Origin of the sequence: Streptomyces sp. B21-083 (assembly GCF_036898825.1) — a bacterium.
In the GTDB taxonomy this organism is placed as follows: domain Bacteria; phylum Actinomycetota; class Actinomycetes; order Streptomycetales; family Streptomycetaceae; genus Streptomyces.
The window spans coordinates 1,735,109-1,753,368 of record NZ_JARUND010000002.1 but is presented as its reverse complement, the minus strand read 5'-3'; the positions used below and the strand labels follow the sequence as shown (position 1 = coordinate 1,753,368).

15 protein-coding genes are annotated in these 18,260 nt (G+C 70.9%); 11 read left to right on the top strand and 4 right to left on the bottom strand.

The annotated features are described in order from the left end of the window. Window positions 1-62: 62 nt before the first annotated feature. On the bottom strand, window positions 63-941 hold the full coding sequence (locus tag QA861_RS31965; protein ID WP_334592121.1) for a hypothetical protein: 879 nt from the start codon (window positions 939-941) through the stop codon (window positions 63-65). A 208-nt stretch (window positions 942-1,149) separates the two neighbouring features. Between QA861_RS31965 and QA861_RS31960 the strand changes: the two genes are divergently transcribed. The 5 genes from QA861_RS31960 (at window position 1,150) to QA861_RS31940 (ending at window position 7,246) form a co-directional block, all read left to right on the top strand. Continuing rightward, window positions 1,150-2,343 (top strand): argininosuccinate synthase, encoded by a 1,194-nt coding sequence (locus QA861_RS31960; protein WP_334592120.1) that lies wholly within the window; start codon window positions 1,150-1,152, stop codon window positions 2,341-2,343. Between the two features lie 94 nt (window positions 2,344-2,437). Beyond that, a complete protein-coding gene (gene argH, locus QA861_RS31955) occupies window positions 2,438-3,868 on the top strand; it encodes an argininosuccinate lyase (RefSeq protein ID WP_334592119.1) in 1,431 nt (476 codons plus the stop codon). A gap of 245 nt (window positions 3,869-4,113) precedes the next feature. Next, window positions 4,114-5,085 carry an aldo/keto reductase gene (locus QA861_RS31950; protein ID WP_334592118.1) on the top strand — a complete coding sequence of 324 codons (972 nt, stop codon included), beginning with the start codon at window positions 4,114-4,116 and terminating at the stop codon, window positions 5,083-5,085. An 80-nt stretch (window positions 5,086-5,165) separates the two neighbouring features. Further along, window positions 5,166-5,717 carry a TetR/AcrR family transcriptional regulator gene (locus QA861_RS31945; RefSeq protein WP_334592117.1) on the top strand — a complete coding sequence of 184 codons (552 nt, stop codon included), beginning with the start codon at window positions 5,166-5,168 and terminating at the stop codon, window positions 5,715-5,717. Further along, window positions 5,714-7,246 carry an MFS transporter gene (locus QA861_RS31940; protein ID WP_334592116.1) on the top strand — a complete coding sequence of 511 codons (1,533 nt, stop codon included), beginning with the start codon at window positions 5,714-5,716 and terminating at the stop codon, window positions 7,244-7,246. The genes QA861_RS31945 and QA861_RS31940 overlap by 4 nt, the downstream gene beginning before the upstream one ends. A 122-nt stretch (window positions 7,247-7,368) precedes the next feature. Here the strand turns inward: QA861_RS31940 and QA861_RS31935 are convergent, their stop codons facing one another. Further along, window positions 7,369-8,040, bottom strand: coding sequence for a lysophospholipid acyltransferase family protein (locus QA861_RS31935; RefSeq protein ID WP_334594916.1), 672 nt, complete (start codon window positions 8,038-8,040; stop codon window positions 7,369-7,371). 341 nt (window positions 8,041-8,381) lie between these two features. On the opposite strand from QA861_RS31935, the gene QA861_RS31930 reads away from it, so the two are divergent. The 3 genes from QA861_RS31930 to QA861_RS31920 all read left to right on the top strand — a co-directional run bounded on the left by QA861_RS31930 (window position 8,382) and on the right by QA861_RS31920 (window position 10,779). Next, complete coding sequence (locus QA861_RS31930; RefSeq protein WP_334592115.1) at window positions 8,382-9,590, top strand: glycerophosphodiester phosphodiesterase; 1,209 nt, start codon at window positions 8,382-8,384, stop codon at window positions 9,588-9,590. A gap of 139 nt (window positions 9,591-9,729) precedes the next feature. Then, window positions 9,730-10,236: an RNA polymerase sigma factor gene (locus QA861_RS31925; protein WP_334592114.1), complete on the top strand. Its 507-nt coding sequence runs from the start codon at window positions 9,730-9,732 to the stop codon at window positions 10,234-10,236. A gap of 45 nt (window positions 10,237-10,281) precedes the next feature. Beyond that, window positions 10,282-10,779, top strand: coding sequence for a GNAT family N-acetyltransferase (locus tag QA861_RS31920; protein ID WP_334592113.1), 498 nt, complete (start codon window positions 10,282-10,284; stop codon window positions 10,777-10,779). Between the two features lie 63 nt (window positions 10,780-10,842). Here QA861_RS31920 and QA861_RS31915 read toward each other — a convergent pair whose 3' ends face one another. Both QA861_RS31915 and QA861_RS31910 read right to left on the bottom strand, forming a co-directional pair. Beyond that, window positions 10,843-11,274 carry a hypothetical protein gene (locus QA861_RS31915; RefSeq protein ID WP_334592112.1) on the bottom strand — a complete coding sequence of 144 codons (432 nt, stop codon included), beginning with the start codon at window positions 11,272-11,274 and terminating at the stop codon, window positions 10,843-10,845. A 1-nt stretch (window position 11,275) separates the two neighbouring features. Continuing rightward, window positions 11,276-11,635, bottom strand: coding sequence for a hypothetical protein (locus QA861_RS31910; RefSeq protein WP_334592111.1), 360 nt, complete (start codon window positions 11,633-11,635; stop codon window positions 11,276-11,278). A 352-nt stretch (window positions 11,636-11,987) separates the two neighbouring features. On the opposite strand from QA861_RS31910, the gene QA861_RS31905 reads away from it, so the two are divergent. From QA861_RS31905 to cobT, 3 genes are all read left to right on the top strand, one after another. Beyond that, a complete protein-coding gene (locus QA861_RS31905) occupies window positions 11,988-12,626 on the top strand; it encodes a GNAT family N-acetyltransferase (protein WP_334592110.1) in 639 nt (212 codons plus the stop codon). A 147-nt stretch (window positions 12,627-12,773) separates the two neighbouring features. Then, the gene (gene cbiE / locus QA861_RS31900; RefSeq protein ID WP_334592109.1) at window positions 12,774-14,012 is read left to right on the top strand and encodes a precorrin-6y C5,15-methyltransferase (decarboxylating) subunit CbiE; all 1,239 of its coding nucleotides are present in this window, start codon (window positions 12,774-12,776) and stop codon (window positions 14,010-14,012) included. 435 nt (window positions 14,013-14,447) lie between these two features. Further along, entirely contained in the window at window positions 14,448-18,212 is a 3,765-nt protein-coding gene (gene cobT, locus QA861_RS31895) for a nicotinate-nucleotide--dimethylbenzimidazole phosphoribosyltransferase (RefSeq protein ID WP_334592108.1), read from the top strand. Window positions 18,213-18,260: the final 48 nt, after the last annotated feature.

Sequence of the window (18,260 nt, the reverse complement as noted above, 5' to 3'; positions counted from 1 at the left end):
TGTACAGGACCGCGGCCGCCCCGGCCGGCGCTTGCGACGGGGCGGCCACAGTGCCTGTCACGTCACTTGCTGAACGTGCAGGCAGCCAGCGAGTTGAGGCCCGTCGGCTTCGCTGCGGTGCGGCCGATGGAGATGGCGATGCGCTCGATGGTCGACTCGCGCTTGCCCTGGAGTGGACCGACGATCGCGTTCTGGACGAAGTTCGCACCACCCTGGCCCTGGGTGTTCACGAGCCGCGTGTTGGCCTCGGCGATCTGCGTGTTCAGCAGAGCGAGGTTACGGGTGACCTCCGCCTGTGCCGACGCCGGGATCGCGGGCAGCTTCGAGGCCACGTCCGGGCAGCTGATGGTGCCGGCGCCGCCGTTGTTGCCGGCGTTTCCAGCGTTTCCGGCATTACCCGCATTGCCGTTGTTGCCCGTGTTACCGGTGTTCCCCGCGTTGCCGTTGTTGCCGCCCGCCTGCTGGGGGGGCGTCGCGGCGGGCGCCGCCGCGGCACCGTTGAGGGTGCAGGGCGCCAGCGCGTCGAGGCCGACCGGCTTGGCGGCGGTGCGGCCGATGGCGGTGGCGATGCGGTTGATGGTCGCCACGCGCTTGTCCTTGAGCGGACCGGTGATCGCGTTCGCGATGAAGTTGGGGCCGCCCTGGCCCTGGGTGTCGACGATGCGCTTGTTGGCCTCGGCGATCTGCGTGTCCAGCAGTGCGAGGTTGCGGGTGACCTCGGCCTGCGCCGACGCCGGGATCGCGGGCAGTCTGTTGGCGACCGCCGGGCAGTTCACCGTCGCGACCGCGGCCTTGGTGGTCGCCTGGGTCGTCGTGTTGTTGTTGGATGTTTCCCCGGCAAGGGCGGAGCCGGCGACGATCGCGCCGGACAGAGCCACTGCGGCGGCGCCGCCGATGATGCCCACGCGACGCTTGTTGTACTTCGGAAGAGCCCTGGACATGCGGATGCCTCACTCGGGTCAGGGGGTGGCTGTGTGGTTCAACTCGCTGTACAGACGCGGCGCCTGCGTCTGGCGTGAGGTACGGGTAAGCGGTTTCGCGTGTTCAAAGACTCGTCAAACATCCGTAAGAAAATTTCCGAGATTGACGAACCATGCAGAGTCCTGCATACTCATGCATGTCAGCGAATGCACTGTGAGGAGAAAACCCGTGACCGAGCGCGTCGTACTCGCCTACTCAGGCGGTCTGGACACCTCCGTCGCCATCGGCTGGATCGCCGAGGAGACGGGCGCCGAGGTCATCGCGGTCGCGGTCGACGTCGGCCAGGGCGGCGAGGACCTGGACGTCATCCGCAAGCGCGCGCTCGCCTGCGGCGCCGTCGAGGCCGAGGTCGCGGACGCCAGGGACGAGTTCGCCGAGGAGTACTGCCTCCCGGCGATCAAGGCCAACGCCCTCTACATGGACCGCTACCCGCTGGTCTCCGCCCTCTCCCGGCCGACGATCGTCAAGCACCTCGTCGCCGCCGCCCAGAAGCACGGCGCCACCACGGTCGCCCACGGCTGCACGGGCAAGGGTAACGACCAGGTGCGGTTCGAGGCCGGCATCGTGGCCCTCGCCCCCGACCTCAAGTGCATCGCCCCGGTCCGCGACTACGCGATGACCCGCGACAAGGCGATCGCCTTCTGCGAGGAGAAGCAGCTCCCGATCGCCACCACCAAGAAGTCCCCGTACTCCATCGACCAGAACGTCTTCGGGCGCGCGGTCGAGACGGGCTTCCTGGAGGACATCTGGAACGCCCCGATCGAGGACATCTACGAGTACACCTCGAACCCGGCCACCCCGCGCGAGGCGGACGAGGTCGTCGTCTCCTTCAAGGAGGGCGTCCCGGTCGCCATCGACGGCAAGCCGGTCTCCGTCCTCCAGGCGATCCAGCAGCTGAACGAGCGGGCCGGCGCCCAGGGCATCGGCCGGATCGACATGGTCGAGGACCGTCTCGTCGGCATCAAGTCCCGTGAGGTGTACGAGGCTCCGGGCGCGATCGCCCTGATCACGGCCCACCAGGAGCTGGAGAACGTCACGGTCGAGCGCGAACTCGCCCGCTACAAGCGCCAGGTCGAGCAGCGCTGGGGCGAACTGGTCTACGACGGCCAGTGGTTCTCCCCGCTCAAGCGCGCCCTGGACGGCTTCATCAACGAGGCCAACCAGCACGTCAACGGCGATGTCCGGATGACCCTGCACGGTGGCCGCGCGGTGGTCACCGGCCGACGCTCCGAGACCTCGCTCTACGACTTCAACCTGGCCACGTACGACACGGGCGACACCTTCGACCAGGCCGCTGCCAAGGGCTTCATCGACATCTACAGCCTGTCGTCGAAGATCGCGGCCAAGCGCGACCAGGCATAACCGATACCGTTGTCGCCACCGCCTCCCCTCCTTTCCTTACGGGTGGGGAGGCGGTCGCACATCCACCCCCCCCTGTTTTCGAGGAGCAACGCAAGTGAGCAGCAACAGCGGTGACGTACGGCTCTGGGGCGGCCGTTTCGCCGACGGTCCCGCCGAGGCCCTGGCCAAGCTGTCCGCGTCCGTCCACTTCGACTGGCGGCTCGCGCCCTACGACATCGCCGGATCGCGTGCCCACGCGCGCGTGCTGCACAAGGCGGGTCTGCTCACCCAGGACGAGCTGACGCGCATGCTGGCCGGCCTCGACCAGCTCGCGGCGGACCTCGCCGACGGCACCCTCGTCCCCACGATCGCCGACGAGGACATCCACACGGCCCTGGAACGCGGCCTGTTGGCGATCCTCGGCCCCGACCTCGGCGGCAAGCTCCGCGCCGGCCGCTCACGCAACGACCAGGTCGCCACCCTCTTCCGCATGTACCTGAGGGACCACGCCCGTACGATCGGCGGTCTGATCGCCGACCTCCAGGACGCGCTGATCGGCCTCGCGGAGGCCCACCCGGACGTGGCCATGCCCGGCCGCACCCACCTCCAGCACGCCCAGCCGGTCCTGTTCGCCCACCACGTCCTGGCCCACGTCCAGCCCCTCACCCGGGACGCGGAGCGCCTGCGGCAGTGGGACGAGCGCACGGCGGTCTCCCCGTACGGCTCGGGCGCGCTCGCGGGCAGCAGCCTCGGTCTGGACCCGGAGTCGGTCGCCGAGGACCTCGGCTTCGAGCACGGCAGCGTGGGCAACTCCATCGACGGCACGGCCTCGCGCGACTTCGTCGCCGAGTTCGCCTTCATCACGGCGATGATCGGGATCAACCTCTCCCGGATCGCCGAGGAGATCATCATCTGGAACACGAAGGAGTTCTCCTTCGTCACCCTGCACGACGCCTTCTCCACGGGCTCGTCGATCATGCCGCAGAAGAAGAACCCGGACATCGCGGAGCTGGCGCGCGGCAAGAGCGGCCGTCTGATCGGCAACCTCACGGGCCTCCTGGCCACCCTCAAGGCGCTGCCCCTCGCCTACAACCGGGACCTCCAGGAGGACAAGGAGCCGGTCTTCGACTCCTGCGACCAGCTCGAGGTCCTGCTCCCCGCCTTCACCGGCATGATGGCCACGCTCACCGTCCACCGCGAGCGCATGGAGGAACTGGCCCCGGCCGGCTTCTCCCTGGCCACCGACATCGCCGAGTGGCTGGTCAAGCAGGGGGTGCCCTTCCGGGTCGCCCACGAGGTCGCCGGCGAGTGCGTGAAGGCCGCCGAGGCGGACGGGGTCGAGCTGGACGGCCTCACCGACGACCAGTTCGCGAAGATCAGCGCCCACCTCACCCCCGAGGTCCGCACGGTCCTGAACGTCAAGGGCGCCCTGGCCTCCCGCAACGGCCGAGGCGGTACGGCCCCGAGCGCGGTCGCGATCCAACTGGCAGAGGTCAAGCAGGACGTGGCAGCCCAGCACGCCTGGGCAGCGGCCAAGATGAAGTAGGGCCGCAGGCCCCTTCAGGGGCGCGGGGAACTGCGCGGGCAACCACAACGCGCGCGCACCCGCCATCGCACCTCAGGACCCGGACTCCGAGGCGCGGTCGAAGGGACACAGCCCCTGAAAGATGGGACGGGTAGGGGCGGCCGGGGCGAAAAACTCCTGGCGCCCCGCACGCGGCAAACCCCGCAAAGGTCATCGCGGGTTACGTTGGTCGGAAGCCGGACCGGACCCGACCGAACGGAACCGCGATGCCCTTCACCCGACTGGCCACAGCGACGACCCCCACTTGCCACCTCGGACTTGGCCTCGCCGCAGTCGCCCGCCCCGGCTACATCAATCTCGGCCGGGACCGCGACCTCGGAGAAGACCGCAGCGTCGAGACCCTGCGCACCCGCACCCACGAACTCCTCGACGCCGCCTACGCCCAGGGCGTCCGCTACTTCGACGTGGCCCGTTCGTACGGCCGCTCCGAGGAGTTCCTCGCCGGCTGGCTGCTGACGCGCTCCGACATCGACGACGTCGTCATCGGCAGCAAGTGGGGCTACACCTACACCGCCGACTGGACCACGGACGCCGAGCGGCACGAGGTCAAGGACCACAGCCTCACGACGTACGAGCGTCAGCGGGCCGAAACCGGTGAACTGCTCGGCGCCCGCCTGGACCTCTACCAGATCCACTCCCTGACCCCCGAGAGCCCGGCCCTGTCGGACAAGGAACTCCACGCCCGTCTCGCCGAGGCCGCGGCGGAGGGCATGACCATCGGTTTCTCCACCAGCGGCCCCGCCCAGGCCGACACCGTCCGTGCCGCCCTCGCGGTCACGGTCGACGGCGAGCCCCTCTTCCGTACCGTCCAGTCGACGTACAACGTCCTGGAGACCTCCGCCGGACCCGCGCTGGCCGAGGCCCACGACGCCGGACTGACGGTGATCGTCAAGGAGGGCATGGCCAACGGCCGCCTCGCCGCCGGGCAGGCGCCGGACGCCGTACGGGCGGTCGCCGAGGAGACGGGGCTCGGCGCGGACGCCGTCGCCCTCGCGGTGGTGCTGCGGCAGCCGTGGGCGGGGGTCGTGCTGTCCGGCGCGGCCACGGCGGGCCAGCTCGCCTCGAATCTGCACGCGGCGGTCGTCGACCTCGACGAGGACCAGCTGTCGCGCCTGGCCGCGCTGGTGGAGGAGCCGTCCGTCTACTGGGAGCGGCGCGGGCAGCTGCCCTGGCACTGAGACACCCGCGAGGCGACCAGAGATGAGACACTCACGCTCACAATGAGACGTCAGTGTCTCATTTGGGTTATCGTTGTCTCATGGCCGTCGACCGTGAACACGTGCTGCGCAGCGCAGCCGCCCTCCTCACCCGGAAATCCACGTCCACGATGGACGAGGTCGCCAAGGCGGCCGGGATCAGCCGGGCCACGCTGCACCGCCACTTCGCCGGCCGCGACGCGCTCGTACGAGCACTCGAGTCACTCGGTATCGCGGAGTGCGAGGCCGCACTGGACGCCGCCCGCCTGGAGGAGGGCGCGGCGAGCGATGCCGTTCGACGCCTCGTTCGCGAGATCGAGCCCGCCGCCGGGTTGCTCAGCTTCCTCTACACGGAGAACCAGCTGTTCGAGGGCGAGGAGCAGAACGAGGGCTGGGCCCGGACCGACGCCCGTATCTCCGCGCTGTTCCGGCGCGGACAGGGAAACGGCGAGTTCCGCATCGACCTGACGCCCGCCTGGCTCACCGAAGCCCTGTTCGGCCTGCTGGCCTCCGGAGCCTGGATGGTGCAGAGCGGCAAGGGCGCCCCGAAGGACTTCCACCACATGATCGTCGAACTGTTGCTCGGCGGCGCGCTACGGAGAGAGGAATCATGACCAGCACCCTGCAGCCGGCCCACGCGACGGAGGAAGAGAGGCGTCCGGGCCGCTGGCTCGCGCTGTCCGTCCTCGTGCTGGCCGTGCTGCTGGTGGCCGTCGACGCGACCGTCCTCGGTCTCGCGACCCCCTACATCAGTGAGGACCTGAAGCCGTCCGGCAACCAGTTGCTGTGGATAGGCGACGTCTACTCGTTCGTCATCGCGGGCCTGCTCGTCTCCATGGGCAGCCTCGGTGACCGCATCGGCCGTAAGCGGCTGCTGCTCATCGGCGCGACCGCGTTCGGCGCGGTGTCCGTCCTCAACGCCTACGCGACGACACCGGAGTTGATGATCCTGGCGCGGGCGCTGCTCGGTGTCGCGGGCGCGACCCTGATGCCGGCCACGCTCGCCCTGATCCGCAACCTCTTCCACGACCGGCGCGAACGCAGCCTCGCCATCGGCATCTGGGGCGCCACCGCCTCCGCCGGTACCGCGGTCGGCCCGGTCGTCGGCGGCTTCCTGCTCGAACACTTCTGGTGGGGCTCGGTCTTCCTGATCAACCTGCCCGTGATGGCGGTCCTCGTCCTCGTCGGCATCAAGCTGCTCCCCGAGTCGCGCAACCCGGCGCCGGGCCCGTGGGACCTGCGAAGCGTCGTCCTGTCGCTCGTCGGCATGGTCGGCATCGTGTACGGCATCAAGGAGGCGGCGTCACACGGGTTCTCGTGGCCGCCGCTGGGCGCGGCAGCACTGGGCGCCGCGGCTCTGTACGGCTTCGTACACCGCCAACTCACCCTCCCCACCCCCCTCCTGGACATGCGGCTGTTCCGCGACCGGGGGTTCAGTGGAGCCGTGCTCGCCGACCTGCTGACCATCCTGGGACTGTCCGGGCTGGTGTTCTTCCTCTCGCAGTACCTGCAACTGGTGCAGGGCCGGGGGCCGTTGGAGGCGGGCCTCGCCGAACTGCCCGCGGCGATCGGCGCGGTGGTGGCAGGACTGCTCGCCGGTTCGGCGGCCCGGCGCTACTCGGTACGGGCCGTGGTCTCGGGCGGCCTCGCAGCCATCGGCCTCGCCCTGGCGGCGCTCACCGTGGTGGAGCCGTCCACCGGCTATCCGCTGCTCGGCACCGCGCTGCTGGTCGTGGGTGTCGGCGCGGGCCTCTCCTTCACCGTGACCTCCGACGTCATCCTGGCCGGGGTCCCCAAGGAGCAGGCGGGTGCGGCAGCCGCGGTGTCCGAGACGGCGTACGAACTGGGCGCCGCCCTCGGCATCGCGCTCCTCGGCTCGATCGTCACCGGCGCCTACCGGAACTTCACTGCTCCGCCGGGCACGCCGGCAGAGGCCCACGAGTCACTGGGCGGAGCGGTGGAAACCGCGAGAACCCTGCCGACGCAGACCGGGGATGCCCTGCTGAACGCGGCCCGCGAGGCCTTCACCGACGGCATAGCCCTGGCAGCGGGCGCGGGCGCGGTGGTCCTACTGGCAGCGGCGGCAGCGGCCTGGTTCCTGCTGAAGGGACAACGCCTGGAAGGCCGGGCAGACCACGTTTAGCGCGGCCTGGTCACGCCGGATGCGCAGGGCGCCCTTCAGGGGCGCGGGGAACGGCGCGACAAGCCACGAAGCACCCGCAGTTCACCACGGAGCGGTACGGCCTGCTCAACCCAGCGGAGCGTCTACGCGGCCTTGGCCTTCGTCGCGTACATATCCACATACTCCTGCCCCGACAACCGCATGACCTCAGTCATCACCGAGTCCGTCACCGCCCGCAGCACATACCGGTCCCGATCCATCCCCTCGTACCGAGAGAACTCCATCGCCTCACCGAACCGCACCGTGACCCGCCCCGGCCGGGGCATCCCCGCCCCGCCCGGCTGCAACTTGTCCGTGCCGATCATCGCGAACGGCACCACCGGCGCGCCCGTCATCAGCGTCAGCCGGGCGATGCCGGTGCGGCCACGGTAGAGGCGGCCGTCGGGGGAGCGGGTGCCCTCGGGGTAGATCCCGAACATGCGGCCCTCCTCCAGCACCCGGCGGCCGGTCATCAGCGCCGCGACACCGCCGTTGGCCCCGTCCCGGTCCACCGGGATCATGCCGACGCCGGTGAAGAACCAGGCCATGAGGCGGCCCTTGAACCCCTCGCCGGTGACGTACTCGTCCTTGCCGATGAACACGACCTGCCGGTCGCAGACCAGGGGCAGGATCATCGAGTCGATGAACGTGAGGTGGTTGCCGGCGAGGATCACCGGGCCGTCGCCGGGGATGTGCTCCACACCCTCCACCCGTGGGCGGAACATCAGGCGCATGATCGGTCCGAGCACTGCCTTGATGAGCGCGAAGCGGGACAACAGGCCCTCCGGTGTCAAGGGATTCGGTATAAGTCTGTGCAGGTGAGGACGATACTCGCGCCTCGGGGGGTAGCGCACATCGGGTTCACCCACTGCTTACGCAGTGTTGACCCGGGTTTACCTGCGGTGGCGCGGTGTTGCGGGCATGTGACGGACCGCCATAAATGTGACGGAGATCGCGCGAGTCGGGTGAATCACACCGACCGCGTACCCGCCTCGCCCGAGGAGATGCCGACATCCGGCGTCACCCGCGTGTTCCGTCCGAGGCCTCCCTGCCGTCATGTACACGCACCTACGATCGGTCCGCTTGGACAGTTGACGGTGCGGCAGGAGAGGCGCTCATGGGCACGCTGGAGTCGAACGGACATGCGCAGGGGGAGTCCGCGGGGACAGGGCGGCGGACGCTGCTCGGTGCCGCGATGCTGGGTGCGGGCGGCGCGGTCCTCGGGCTGCCCGGCGCGGCGCGAGCCGACGCCCAGGTCGCCGGGCAGGACGCGCACCGGGACGTGAAGCACGGAGGCGGTGGCTTGAAGAGCCTGCCCGTACCGACGATCATCGGCCACCGGGGTGCCAGCGGCTACCGCCCGGAGCACACCTTCGCCTCGTACCAACTGGCCCTCGATCTCGGCGCCGACGTCGTCGAGGCCGGCGACCTGGTCCCCACCAAGGACGGCCACCTCGTCTGCCGCCACGAGCCCGAGATCGGCGGGACCACCGACGTCGCCGCCCACCCCGAGTTCGCGAGCCGCAGGACGACCAAGGTTCTGGACGGGGTCCCGGTCACCGGCTGGTTCACCGAGGACTTCACCCTCGCCGAGCTGAAGACGCTGCGCGCGGTCGAGCGCATTCCGGCCAACCGCCCGCACAACACCCTCTACGACGGCCGCTGGGAGATCCCCACCTTCGAAGAGGTTCTCCGCTGGCAGGACGAGCAGACCCGCAAGCGCGGCAAGCAGGTCTGGATCTACCCCGAGACCAAGCACCCCACCTACTTCCGCGCCCTCGGCCTGGGCCTTGAGGAGCGGGTCGCGAAGCTGCTGCGCAAGCACGGCAAGGACAAGAAGAACTCGCCGGTGATCCTCCAGTCCTTCGAACCGACCAGCATCCAGCGCCTGAACCGGCTGGTGGACAACCCGCTCGTCGTCCTCCTCTCCGCCGCGAACACCCAGCCCTGGGACTTCGTGGCGACCGGCGACCCGCGCACGGTCGCCGACCTGATCAAGCCGGCCGGTCTCAAGGAGATCGCCTCGTACGCGCAGGGCATCGGCCCGACCCTCGACCTGGTCATCCCGAAGGACGCGACGGGCGCGCTCACCTCCCCGACCACCCTGGTCGCGGACGCGCACAAGGCGGGCCTGGTCCTGCACCCGTACACCATGCGCAACGAGAACCCCTTCCTCCCGGCGAACTTCCGCAAGGGCACGGACGCGGACGCCTACGGAGACGCCTTCGGCGCGTACCGGACGTACTTCGCGACGGGCATCGACGGCGTCTTCACCGACAACGCCGACACGGGCGTGCTGGCCCGCGCGGACTTCCTGAACGACTGAGGCACCCGAGGGATCTGCGGGGTCCAAGAGGTCTGAGGGGCCTGAGGGGCCTCGTCAACGGCTGACCGCACCACCCCGGTTGGGGTGACAACCGGCCGTTCCGGCAACCTCCCGCCGGGGCGGTCGCGTCGTGCCGCATATGACCCACGACATGGTTTCCGCCCTGCGCCCCCTGCTCGCCGCCGAGGCCTCCGCGGAGGCATATGCCTACGGTGCCGAGCCGAGCGACCTTGAACAGGCGGTCTGGCTCCGCCTCCTGGAACGACTCGACTCCGACGGCCCGCCGAGCGACCCGCACAACTGGCTCCGCCGGGCCGTCCGCTCCGAGGCCCGCCGCAGCCGCCGTACCGCCCGCGTCGAGCGGCCGTACGGCGATCAGCCCGCGGCCGACGCCGGACCGGGCCCCGAGCAGCTCGCACTCACCGCCGCCCGGCACCGCGCCCTGCGGGACGCGGTGCGCCGGCTGCCCGGCCGCTGCCCGAGCCTGCTGGAGGCGCTGCTGTCGCCCAAGGACCTCACCTACCGGGAAATCGCGGGGGAGTTGGGTATCTCACAGGGAAGTCTTGGTCCGGAACGTTCCAGATGCCTGGGATGTCTCCGTCGTTTGCTGACGCCGGAGGTTGCGGCGGGGGAAGGGCGGGGATAGGAGTGGGGACATACGACTGAGCAGGTGAGCGGGAGGCGTGCACACATGGGCATGAGCGTGACCATCTCCGTGGCGACTGAACGGGACGCCGAGCAGATCTTCCGGCTGCAGTACCTGTGCTTCCAGAGCGAGGCCGCTCTGTACGGCAACTACCGGATCGACCCGCTCCTCCAGACCCTGGACTCCGTCCGGGAGGAAGTCGGCGCGGACTGCGTCTACGTGGCGCGGCTGGGCGAGGAGGTGGTCGGCTCGGTGCGCGGCACGCCGAACCCCGACGGCACGGCGTCCATCGGCAAGCTCTGTGTCCACCCCCGCCTCCAGGGTCACGGCATCGGCGCCCGCCTCCTGCGCGCCGCCGAGTCGGCGCTCGCCGAGGAGCGCGGCGCCAAGAGGTTCCGCCTCAGCACGGGCCACCGCAGCGACAAGGGCCTGCGCCTGTACCGCCGGGTCGGCTACGAGACGGTAGGCACCGACAAGGGCACCGACGGCGTACCGATGATCATCCTGGAGAAGCAGGCGGGTACTTACGCAGCGACGGCGTGATCGCTTTTCAGAGGCGCGGGGAACTGCGCGACAAGCCCCCACGGGCCGCAGTCGCGCACAACCTCAGCCGACCTCCCCCTGAAGCGCACGTGCTTTACGCAACCAGTACATCGCGGAGATCGGCAGCAGCACCGGGATGAACAAGTACCCCATCCCGTAGTCGGACCACACGGTCGAGTCGGGAAACGCGGACGGCTCGACCAAGGTCCACGTACCCACGACCAGTACCCCGACCAGCTCCCCGGCGCAACAGGCCAGCGCGGCGCGCCGGGCCGTCTCCCCGCCCCGCACCAGCGAGTACGTGATGAACCCGTACACGACGCCGGCGACAGCCGAGAGCGAGTAGGCGAGTGGCGCGTGCCCGAACTCGGTCGAGATCTGCACGGCCGAGCGCGACACCGCACCGACGACCATCACGCCGTACAGCCAGACCAGCAGTATCCCCGGCCCACTGATGAGCCGCTTCCGCGCGGGCTTCTCCTGCGTCATGGCCATCTCACCCTCCCCAGATGTCATAGAGCCGCACCTCCAGCACGGCCAGCACCACACCGCCGGCGGCGACCGTCACCGAACCCCACCGGGTGCGCTCCGCCAGCGACATGAACCCCGTCACCGGCACACACGCCAGTGCGCCCAGCAGATACGCCACGAAGATCGTCGTACCCTGCTCCGGCCTCTCGCCCCGGGCGAGCTGGACGATGCCGACCACCAGCTGGACCACGGTGAGCAGCGTGACCACGCCCATGCCGATGAAGTGCCAGTCCTTGGTGGGCTGATCGCGAGAGGCGGCCCAGCCGCACCAGGCGGCGAGCGCGAGAGCGGCGACGGCGGTCGCGACCGTCAGGGCATCAAGCATGCCGCGACCCTATTACGGCGCAAAAGGCCTGGTGCGGTCGGCCCCGCACCGCGCGGCCGACCGGCGAAGCGCGCGGCTGATTCGCGACCTCGCCCGTCCAGAATGCGGACGGACATGAGACCTCCGCCGAGGTCAGGAAGTTCATCGAGGACAAGTACGACGGCGCCGTGATCCCGTCGTTCTGATCCGGCCCCCTTCGGTCACCTGCCACCTCGGTACGTACCGACACGTACGGGGTCCGCTCCATCACGGGGCGTGGACCCCGTGATGGGGTTCCGGAGCCGCATGCTGCATGCTGGGCAGTTCAGCAGGCCTCGCAGGTTCGAAGGTTCCGAAGGTTACGGAGTGGCGCATGACGAGCACCTTCCCCAACATCTCCATCAGCACGGAGCGGTTGGTGCTGCGCCCTCTCGACGAGGACGACATCCCCGCACTGGCCGAGATGATGAACGACGAACAGGTCGCTGCCTGGACCGACGTACCCCAGCCCTTCACCGAGGACGCGGCCCGCACCTGGATCAACGAGTACGCGCCCGCCGAGCGCACCGAGGGCCGTGGCCTCGACTTCGCCGTCACCGAGTTCCTCACCCAGCGCCTGGTCGGCGTCGTCCAGCTGTCCAAGACGAACTGGCACATCCGCTCCACCGAACTGTCGTACGTCATCGCCCCCTGGGCGCGCGGCGAGGGCTACGCCTCAGAGGCCGCGCTCGCCACCTCCCAATGGGTGCTCGGCGACCAGAAGTTCGAGCGCGTCGAGCTGCGCACGGCCGCCGACAACACCGCCTCCCAGCAGGTCGCCCAGAAGATCGGCTGTATCAGCGAGGGTGTCCTGAGGGGCGCCTGTATAGCGCACGTCCGGACCGAGGACGGCACCTGGACCGACGTACGCACCGACTTCATCGTGTGGAGCCTCCTCCCCGAGGACCTCGAAGGAGCGGGCGAGGAACTGGCCGACTCCAGCGGTTTCACGTCGTACTCCGACTGGAACTGAACCCAGGGGACCTGGACACGGCCGGACACTCCGGGACACCGGATACCCTCACGAAGCCCCCGACACGGCCGACCCCTCAGGGGATCGCCCCACCTGGTTCCCCCAGCCGCCCGACGACCCGCGCGAACCCTCTGGAGACTGACGACGATGGCCGACCGGGTCACGGTGATCGGTTGGGACGGCTCACCCCTGACCGCCACGGCACGCTCCGCCCTCGGCGCCGCCACGCTGGTGGCCGGCGCGGCGCACCATCTCGCGCTCCCCGAAGTACCCCCGGCCGCCGAACGCGTCCGCCTCGGCAGCGTCTCCCTCGCCGCCCGCCGCATCGCCGGCCATCGCGGCACCGCCGTCGTCCTCGCCGACGGTGACCCCGGCTTCTTCGGGGTCGTACGCACCCTGCGCGACCCCGAGTTCGGCCTGGAGGTCGAGGTCGTCCCCGCCGTGTCCCCGGTGGCCACCGCGTTCGCCCGCGCGGGCATGCCCTGGGACGACGCACAGGTGGTCGTCGCGCACCGCCGGACCCTGCGCCGCGCGGTCAACGTGTGCCGCGCCCACGCCAAGGTCGCCGTCCTCACCTCACCCGGTGCCGGCCCCGCCGAACTCGGCCTGCTCCTCGCCGGAGTGCACCGCACCTTCGTCATCTGCGAGGAACTGGGCACCGAGCGCGAAAAGATCACGATCCTCACCTCCGACAAGGCCGCCGACCGCATCTGGCGCAACCCGAACGTCGTCATCGTCATCGGCCCGGCCGCTCCGAGCGGGGACAGCGGCTGGCTCGCCGGCCGCGACCCGGCGGCGGGCCCGCGCGGCTGGGCCCTGCCCACCGAGGCGTACGGCCACAGCTCCACCGCGGGCGGCCCGCCGGCCCCCGGCGACGGTGAGACGGAGCTGCTGCGGGCCGCCCAACTCGCGCGTCTGGGACCGCGCGTGGGCGACCTAGTCTGGGACATCGGCTGCGGCAGCGGAGCCTTCGCCACCGACGCGGCCCGCAGCGGCGCCGCCGTCATCGCCGTCGACCGGAACGTGGACGCCTGCGCCCGCACCGACTTCGCCGCCCGCCGCTTCGGCGTCCAGCTCCAGATCGTGCGCGGCGAGGCCCCGCACATCCTGGAGGACCTCCCCGAGCCCGATGTCGTCCGCGTCGGCGGCGGGGGAGCGGCGGTCGTCTCCGCGGTCGCCGACCGGCGCCCGCAGCGCATCGTGACGCATGCGGCGACCCGCGACGACGCCGAACTCATCGGCCGCGTCCTGACCGAGCACGGCTACCAGGTCGAGTGCGCCCTGCTCCAGTCCGTCGAACTCGACACCCGGGCCTGGACGGAGACGGAACGGAGCGTCGCGTTCCTGCTCACCGGAGAATTGCGGCGGCGCGAAGCGCCTCGTTGAGGGGTGGTGGTCGGGCGACGGGCGGGCACTGCCCGCCCGTGCGCCCTGATGCCGGTTGCCGTCCCGTGATCCTGTTGTCGTACTGCGCGCGGTAGGCTGGCCGACCGTTGTACCGCACTCGGTGACCCGGCACTTCGTAGCCCAATGTCCGGAAAGCGCGCCCGTTTTGGGGTGAGTGTGGTACGGCGGAACCGGTGGAGCGCGCAACGTGGCGCAGTCCACAGCGGACCGTGGCGGATCAAGCTCCCGCTACGGCGGAACGGCCGCAAGAATGCCAGTTGATGGCGACAATGCCAGTTAGTGGCTTTGTCGTCTTTCTGGGACGGGTCGTTCGTGCCGCTGGGCACGCATGCTCGTTCTTCACTACGGGGCGATCGGTGAGCCGTAACGGGTGAGCTGTTCGTAGAAGCACTAACCGATGGGCGAGGGGTTCGCATGACCGACACCGGCCAGGTCCCGGCCGAGGGACTGCCGGAGAGCGCAGGCATGGTGGAACAGCCGGGCGTCGCCGCGCACGGTGCGTACACCTACCTCTCCGAGACCACCGCTGAGGACGAAGACCTGCTGCTGCTCCCGGGCGCCCAGAGCGCGTGGGGCAACGAGGTCGCGCCACCCGTCCCGGCGCCCGTCGTCGAGGCCGTGCATGAGCCCGGCCCGCACGAGACCGGTGGCCGCGACAGCGGCTCGGTCGACCTGAGCGCCGTCCGGCTGGCGACCCAGGCCCCCGTCGCCCAGGCGACGGCGCCGGTCGCGCCCCGCCGCCCGCTGCACCTCGGCCCGCCGACCCCCGACGCCTCCACGAGCCCGGTCCGCTCCCTCGCCGACCGGGGCCCGGCGGGCATGCCGGCACCGGTACGCCAGTTCGGTACGCCCACACAGGCCCCCGTTCCCGAATACCTCGACGCGGCGCCTCTGCTCGCCGAAGCGGCCCCGCAGGGCGCCGCTCCCTGGGGCGCCCAGGCCCAGACGCACACAGCGGTGCAGGCCGCCCCGGCCCCGCCGCCGGTGAGCGAGACGGCACACCCTGCGGAAGCGGTTATTCCGGTTCAGGCCGAGACCCTGATCCCCGAGCCGGCCGTCGAGGCGGCCGAGATCCCGGACCCGGCAGAGCCCGACCCGGCGCTCCAGGAGACAACTCCGGACGCGTCGTACGAGGGGCCGGAGGGCGCCTACGAGACGCCCGAGCCCGCTGCTCCCTCGCCGGAGACCGTGTACGCCTTCGAGGCTCCCCTGATCCCGGACCCCGCCGTGGCGGTACCGGCCCCCGGGGGCCCCGAGGCCGGCGTCGCCTCCCCGGCTGATCCCTCGGCCCCCGAGGTGGCGCAGGCTCCGCAGGAGACCGAGGACGCGGTGCCGCAGCCCGAGGACGCCCTGATCGTCGTACCCGAGGCGGAACCTGTACCGGCCGCGCCGATCGTCCTACCGGACGCGCAGCTCCCGCAGGACACCCCGATGGCGCCGGAGGCTCACTTCGCCCCCGAGCCCCACCCGGAGACGGCCCCGCAGGTCGCCCCCCAGACCGCCCCCGAGAGTGAGCCGCAGGCAGGGGACGGGGACCCTGACGCACACGTCGAGGCCCCGGGCATCCCCGTGGACGAGTTCCCGACTCCGCCCGTCGCGACGGCACCCCCGGTCGACCACCTCGTGGACCCGGCGTCCCAACTCGCGGACGCCACCGTCGTACAGATGACGGAGTACGCCCCGCCTGCGGAGCCCCAGCCCCAGCCCCAGGCCCAGGCCGAGGCCGTAGCGGAGGAAGCGCCCGCTCCCGTCCTGGAGAGCGCCGGGCACGCCCCTGTCGAGTCGCAGATCTCGCCGGTCGCGGAAGCACCGGCAGTACCCGAACCCGAACCCGAACCGGTACCCGTACCCGTACCCGAACTCGCACCGGCCGCCCCGAGCGACCATGCACCCGCTCCGGCCGAGCCCGCGCTCCCGGCCGAGGCACCCGCTGCGGCTCCCACCGAGGAGCCCGTCGTGTTCGCCGAGCCGCAGGCAGCCGAGCCGGTCGACCCGCCCCAACTGTCGGCCGAGCCGCTCCTGGTCGAGCCCCTGCCGGCCGAGCCGGTAGCCCAGTTCGTCCCCGTCGACGGCACCGTGCCCATCGCCCCGCACCTGGCCCCGACGCCCCCGCACGGCCTCGTCCTGGTGCCGGAGGACGAGCACGTGGCTGAGACCGGGCCCGCTACGGAGACCGCCCCAGGCGCTCCGCAGCCGGAGCCGGCACAGCCCACTGAGCCCGAGTACCCGGAACCAACGGCCCCGGAAGCAGTGACGGAGGCCGATGTCCCGGCCCCCGACCTGGCGCCGGTGATCCTCATCGAGGAACCCGAAGCGGTCCCTGACCCGGTCGCCGACCCCGAGCCCGATGGCGTACAGGTGGCCCAGCAGGCGGAGGACCTGGACACCAGGGTCGCCGAGCAGGAGGAGAGCGGGGCCGCGGTGGGAGACGTACGAGAGTCCCCCGGCCCGGCAGCTCCCGGCTACGACGACGCCGAGCGCGAGGCCGTGCTCAAGGTGATGCGTGAGCGCCGGGACATCCGCAACGGCTTCCGCAGCGACCCGATCCCGCACGACGTACTGCTGCGCGTGCTGGAGGCGGCCCACACGGCGCCGTCCGTCGGCCACTCGCAGCCCTGGGACTTCGTCGTGATCCGCTCGGCGGAGACCCGCGGCACGATGCACGAACTGGCCGCGCGGCAGCGGGAGGCATACGCCAAGTCGCTGCCCAAGGGCCGGGCGAAGCAGTTCAAGGAACTGAAGATCGAGGCCATCCTCGACACTCCCGTGAACATCGTCGTGACCGCCGACCCGACCCGGGGCGGGCGCCACACCCTCGGTCGGCACACCCAGCCGCAGATGGCCCCCTATTCCTCCGCACTCGCGGTCGAGAACCTGTGGCTCGCCGCCCGCGCCGAGGGCCTCGGCGTGGGCTGGGTCAGTTTCTTCGACGAGCGCGAGATGGTCCGGACGCTGGGCCTGCCCGAGCACCTGGAAGTCGTGGCCTACCTCTGCGTCGGCTACGTCGACGAGTTCCCGGAGGAGCCCGAGCTGATGCAGGCGGGCTGGTCCAAGCGCCGCCCCCTGTCGTGGGTCGTGCACGAGGAGACGTACGGCCGTCGGGCGCTGCCCGGTGAGGAGCCGCACGACCTGCTCGCCGAGACCGTCGCCAACATCCGCCCGCTGGACGCCAAGGCGCTCGGCGAGGCGTGGGAACGCCAGAAGCGCATGACGAAGCCGGCGGGCGCGCTCGGCATGCTGGAGATCATCTCCGCGCAGTTGTCGGGGCTGTCCCGCATGTGCCCGCCCCCGATCCCGGAACCCGCGGCGGTCGCGATCTTCGCCGGCGACCACGGAGTGCACGCCCAGGGCGTCACCCCCTGGCCGCAGGAGGTGACCGCCCAGATGGTCGCCAACTTCCTCGGTGGCGGCGCGGTCTGCAACGCCTTCGCGAACCAGGTGGGCGCCGAGGTCTGCGTCATCGACGTGGGCGTGGCCTCGGACCTGCCCGCCACCCCCGGCCTGCTGCCGCGCAAGATCCGCGCCGGCACGTCCGACATGACGACCGGCCTCGCGATGACCCGCGAGGAGGCCAGGGCGGCCATCGAGGTCGGCATCGAGACGGCCCGAGACCTGGTGGCAGCCGGCAACAAGGCCCTGCTCACGGGTGAGATGGGCATCGCGAACACCACGGCGTCGGCGGCCCTGATCTCCGTCTTCACGGACACGGACCCCGCCGAGGTCACGGGCCGGGGCACCGGCATCAACGACGAGACCCTTGCCCGCAAGACCGAGGTCGTCCGCCGTGCCATCGACTTCCACCAGCCGGACCCGGCCGACCCGATCGGCGTCCTGGCGGCGATCGGCGGCTTCGAACACGCGGCCATGGTCGGCCTGCTCCTCGGCGGTGCCTCACTCCGTACGCCGGTGATCCTGGACGGCGTCAGCGCCGGCGCCGCCGCCCTGGTGGCCCGCGCGATCGCCCCCGAGGTCCTGGCCGCGTGCATCGCGGGTCACCGCAGCGCGGAACCGGGTCACGTGGCGGCCCTGAACAAGCTGGGCCTGCGCCCCCTGGTCGACCTGGACCTCCGCCTGGGCGAGGGCACGGGCGCATTGCTGGCCCTCCCACTGGTCCAGAGCACGGCGAGGGCCATGCACGAGGTGGCGACGTTCGACTCGGCGGGGGTCACGGAGAAATAGGGCCGCAGCAGCGGCTGTGGGCCATCTTTCCGCAGGGCGGAACGGTGG